Origin of the sequence: Mesorhizobium sp. M7A.F.Ca.CA.004.06.1.1 (assembly GCF_003999135.1) — a bacterium.
GTDB lineage: Bacteria > Pseudomonadota > Alphaproteobacteria > Rhizobiales > Rhizobiaceae > Mesorhizobium.
Genome location: NZ_RZPQ01000604.1, coordinates 1 through 3,640 on the forward strand (window position 1 = coordinate 1; position 3,640 = coordinate 3,640).

4 protein-coding genes are annotated in these 3,640 nt (G+C 63.6%); 3 read left to right on the forward strand and 1 reads right to left on the reverse strand.

What is annotated here, in order from left to right; genetic code table 11:
* Together EN906_RS26645 and EN906_RS26650 are read left to right on the forward strand one after the other, a co-directional pair.
* Positions 1–1,158, forward strand: a 1,158-nt coding sequence (locus EN906_RS26645; protein ID WP_127375491.1) for an argininosuccinate synthase, incomplete at its 5' end; no start/stop codon positions are given.
* Positions 1,159–1,163: 5 nt separating this feature from the next.
* The gene (locus EN906_RS26650) at positions 1,164–1,685 is read left to right on the forward strand and encodes a hypothetical protein (RefSeq protein WP_127273228.1); all 522 of its coding nucleotides are present in this window, start codon (positions 1,164–1,166) and stop codon (positions 1,683–1,685) included.
* A gap of 73 nt (positions 1,686–1,758) precedes the next feature.
* Here the strand turns inward: EN906_RS26650 and EN906_RS26655 are convergent, their stop codons facing one another.
* The gene (locus EN906_RS26655; protein ID WP_127271186.1) at positions 1,759–2,556 is read right to left on the reverse strand and encodes a lytic transglycosylase domain-containing protein; all 798 of its coding nucleotides are present in this window, start codon (positions 2,554–2,556) and stop codon (positions 1,759–1,761) included.
* 141 nt (positions 2,557–2,697) lie between these two features.
* On the opposite strand from EN906_RS26655, the gene EN906_RS26660 reads away from it, so the two are divergent.
* Positions 2,698–3,640, forward strand: a 943-nt coding sequence (locus EN906_RS26660) for an FAD-dependent oxidoreductase (protein WP_127375492.1), incomplete at its 3' end; no start/stop codon positions are given.

The window sequence follows — 3,640 nt, forward strand, 5'->3', positions numbered from 1 at the left end:
ATCCTGAAATGGCTGCAGACTGAACTCGGCGCCGAAGTCGTGACTTTCACCGCCGATCTCGGCCAGGGCGGCGAACTCGAGCCGGCCCGTCGCAAGGCCGAGATGATGGGCATCAAGGACATCCGCGTCGTCGACGTGCGCGAGGAATTCGTGTCCGACTTCGTCTTCCCGATGTTCCGCGCCAACACCGTCTATGAAGGCACCTATCTGCTTGGCACCTCGATCGCGCGGCCGCTGATCTCCAAGCATCTGGTCGATATAGCGCGGGAAACCGGCGCCGACGCGATCGCGCATGGCGCCACCGGCAAGGGCAACGATCAGGTGCGCTTCGAGCTTTCGGCTTACGCATTGAACCCCGACATCAAGGTCATCGCGCCGTGGCGCGACTGGTCATTCAAGTCGCGCACCGACCTGATGAATTTCGCCGAGCAGCACCAGATCCCGGTGCCGAAGGACAAGAAGGGCGACGCACCGTTCTCGGTCGACGCCAACCTTTTGCATTCGTCCTCCGAGGGCAAGGTGCTGGAAGACCCGTGGGTGGAGCCGCCCGAATTCGTCCACCAGCGCACCGTTTCGCCGATGGACGCACCTGATACCGTCACCGAGATCGAGATCGAGTTCCTGAAGGGCGATCCGATCGCGCTGAACGGCAAGAAGCTGTCGCCGGCGACCATGCTGGCGGCACTCAACGATCTTGGCCGCGACAATGGCATCGGCCGGCTCGACCTGGTCGAGAACCGCTTCGTCGGCATGAAATCGCGTGGCGTCTACGAAACACCAGGCGGCACGATCCTGATTGCCGCCCACCGCGCCATCGAATCGATCACGCTCGACCGTGGGGCCGCCCATCTCAAGGACGAGTTCATGCCGCGTTACGCTGAGCTGATCTACAACGGCTTCTGGTTCGCGCCCGAACGGCTGATGCTGCAGGCGATGATCGACAAGAGCCAGGAAGAGGTCGAGGGCACGGTGCGCCTCAAGCTCTACAAGGGCAACGTCATGGTCACCGGCCGCAAGTCGAAGAAGACGCTCTATTCGGATGCGCTGGTCACCTTCGAGGACGACCGCGGCGCCTACGACCAGAAGGACGCCGCCGGCTTCATCCGTCTCAATGCGCTGCGGCTGAGGACGCTGGCCGCGCGCAACCGCGCCAAGTAGGGCGGATGCGCGGTTTCGGTCGCTGCCTGGCGCCCCTGGTTGTTCTGGCGACGCCGGCGGCGGGCCAGGAGTTCGACCCCGCCTCTCTCGACCTTCCGGCGCTGATCGAGTGCAGGGCGGACGTTCCGACCTACAACGACTTTGCCCTGTGGCTGTCCAGCGCACCGGGCGCCGTTGAAACGCTTGGCTGGAAGGAGGTTGCCTCGGGCAATCCGTTTCTCAGCCAATACGAACTGCCGGCCAAAATCCGCGTGTTCAACCGCGAGACAGGATCGATCGTGTTTACCGCTGCGGGGCCGATGGCCGTGCTCGACGGCGTTGCCGCGCCGGAGCTTGCCGAAGAACTCAACGTCATGGCCGTTTTTTCCACGCCGCAAAAATTCCTTGGCGAGAAGGTCGTTGTCCACAGCACCGAAGAGTCGGAAGGATTGACCTTCTCCACGGACGTCAAGCTTAACGTCTCGACCGTCGAGTCCCACCCCGGCAAGACCCTGGCCGGCTGCTCCTACACGCTCGAAATCAAATAAAAACCCGGCATTCGCGCCGGGTTTTCGATCAAGTCAGAAATGGCCGGGGCCCTTCTGCCCGGTGCATGGTCCGTCAATCGCCGTCGATCGCCGTGGCGATGCGGGCGATGGCCTGCTGATAGACGCTCGCGGAATTCCAGCCGGCAATCGCGCCCATATTCGCACTCGCGCTCGCGCCCGCCCGCCAGCCATGGCCCTTGAGGAAGTTGGCGGTGGAAGCCAGCGCCGTGCCCTTGTCGCGCAGGTTTCCGCCGCCGACGCCATATTTCAGGACGTTTCCTGGCAGGAACTGCGTGTGTCCGATCTCGCCATGCGCGGCGCCGACCGACGAGGCTGACAACGCCCCGCGATCAACCAGCTTCAGGGCTGCGATGGCATGCGGGTAGAAGAACCCCGGGCGGCGGCAATCATAGGCAAGCGTCAAAATGGCAGAGACGGTGTTCTGGTTGCCCATGGCCGAACCGAAGCCGGTTTCCATACCCCAGATGGCGAGCAACACGCCCGGCGACACGCCGTAATTCGCTTCGATCTTGGCGAACAGCGCCGCATTCGACTTTTTCAGCGACCGGCCCTTGGAAATAATCGCCGCGCCGCCGCGCCGCCGCATGAAATCGTCCACCGAGCCGCTGAAAGCCTTGTGAATGCCGCGGTCGACGGAGATCGTCTTGGTCGCGTAGTTCGCCCCGGCCAGAGCGGCCAGCCCCTTGGCGCCTACACCTTCCGACCTGGCCTGCGCGGCAAAATCCTGCTTCCAGGCCTCGAAGCCGGCGCCGGTCTTGCCGCAGCTGGCCGCTGCCTGTGCGCCCGTCGCCAGCGCAAGCACCGCCACCACGGCCGCTGCAAACATCTTTCCCTTGGCAAGAATTGCCATGTTGATCTCCTGGTTGCCTGAATCACGTCCCAATTGCGAACTTGCCAGCGAAACGCGCACTTGTCACTGTCACCGCTGCAATGCTGGCGAATGCCGTGGAATTTGCCTAGGATCAAGTGATTATTGTGGCAAGGGGGCTGCATGCAAGACGTTGATGTCGTCATCATCGGTGCCGGCTCGGCGGGTCTTGCCGCCGCCAGGACCCTGCAGGCCGCGGGGCTTTCCTTCACGCTGCTCGAAGCGATGGACCGAATCGGCGGGCGAGCCTGGACCAGCGACCAGCATTTCGGCGTGCCTTTCGACATCGGCTGCGCCTGGCTGCATGCCGCCGACCGCAATCCCTATTTTCCCGAAGCCCAGGCGGCAGGCTGGACGTTGCATCATCACGACATGAACGTTGATCATCTCTACTACCGCGAGCGCAAGGCGAGCGAAGCGGAAGAAGCCGACATGAAGGCCGCCGACGCAAAGCTGTTCGAACTGCTGGCCAGGCATGAAGTGAAGGACGGAGATGACGATCGTCTTTCGGCGCTTTTGGCAAAAGGCCATGCGCCGCGCGCCGCCGCCACCTTCGCCGGGCCGATGGATTTCGGTGCCGACGAGGACGAAATCTCGATCCTGGACTTCCAGGCCGCGGCCGATCTCGACCCGAACTACTTCAGCAAGGAGGGCCTTGGCGCGCTGGTGGCGCGTTTCGGCGCCGGCGTGCCGGTCGAACTGTCGACGCCGGTGCGCAAGATCCTGTGGGACGTGCCCGGCGTCGCCTGCGTCACCGATCGCGGCACCGTCCGCGCCAAAGCAGTGATCGTCACCGCTTCGCCGGCGGTGCTCGCCTTCGAGGAGATCGCGTTCTCGCCGGCCCTGCCCGACACGCATTTCGGCGCCTTCTTCGACCTGCCGATGGGCATGCTGACCAAATTGCCGGTCGAGATATCGGGCACCAGGCTCGGGCTGCAGCCCTTCGACGACCTGCTGATCGAGCGGATGGCCAGGCACGACATCTATTTCCTCTGCTTCCCGTTCGACCTTGACCTGATGGTCGGCTTCGTCGGCGGCGATTTCGCCTGGGAAATGTCGGCGGCCG